The organism is Oleiphilus sp. HI0066 (assembly GCF_001635725.1).
Window position 1 is genome coordinate 1 of the sequence record NZ_LWFH01001568.1, and the last position, 794, is coordinate 794.

Below are 794 nucleotides of genomic sequence, written 5' to 3' on the forward strand. Positions count from 1 at the left end.
AACAGGAGTTGGCCACCTACCTGGACAATATCCCGAGCAATGCAGTTATTCTCGGTACGAACACGAACCCGCGCCGTGACACTCATATCTGAGCTGCCAAATTCTTCTAAACGCGCTTCGTTTAAGCCCTTAGCCCCCTGATAAAGTCGATCACCTTGATCTACCAGACGCTTCCGAATGATCTCGTAAGCACCACCTTCGGCTACGGCATTATCTACAATGCTCTCATCGTTCTCGACGTTCTGAACCATGTCATCATCCTTTTAAAGAAATCTAAAGGAGCTAGGCCTGAGCCCAGCCCCTCGTTATTAACCGGTTAGTTCAAACCTGGCGAATAAACATTAGGCTTCTTCATTCTCGACGACAGTCGGTTTCTTTCCTTCGATCAGACGGTTAACCAAAGATGAGATCGTATCACTCTTATCTGCGAGGCCATCAACGGCTTTACCAATTGATAGGGATTTCGCAAAATTGTTAAAGAAGTGATCTTCTCCACCCACGATATCGATCTTCGCTTTCTGTAGAGCAACAGCTAAGACTTCTGCATTTTCACGAGCGATGTCTTTACCAGCATCAATTGCCGCCAACGCTTCTTTCAGAGCTGTCTCTAGGCTCATACGGAATTCTTCATGCTCTCGTGCGTCTTCGCTCATTGTGTTCATTGCTTCGAACTTATCTACTAAGCCATCTGCTTCAGCCTTGAATTGCTCTCGGGTCACTTCAGCACCTGCCAAGCCAAGTTCCCGCGCAGCTTTCGCTTCAGCATCACCTTGTGCAGCAGTAACGTCTGCTTC

Annotated in this window: 1 protein-coding gene and 1 pseudogene; both read right to left on the reverse strand. The window is 47.6% G+C overall.

What is annotated here, in order from left to right; translation table 11 throughout:
- Window positions 1–251, reverse strand: a 251-nt coding sequence (locus A3738_RS24840; protein WP_156504476.1) for a DNA repair ATPase, incomplete at its 3' end; no start/stop codon positions are given.
- Window positions 252–341: 90 nt separating this feature from the next.
- Window positions 342–794, reverse strand: a pseudogene (locus A3738_RS31500) (hypothetical protein); the annotation flags it as partial.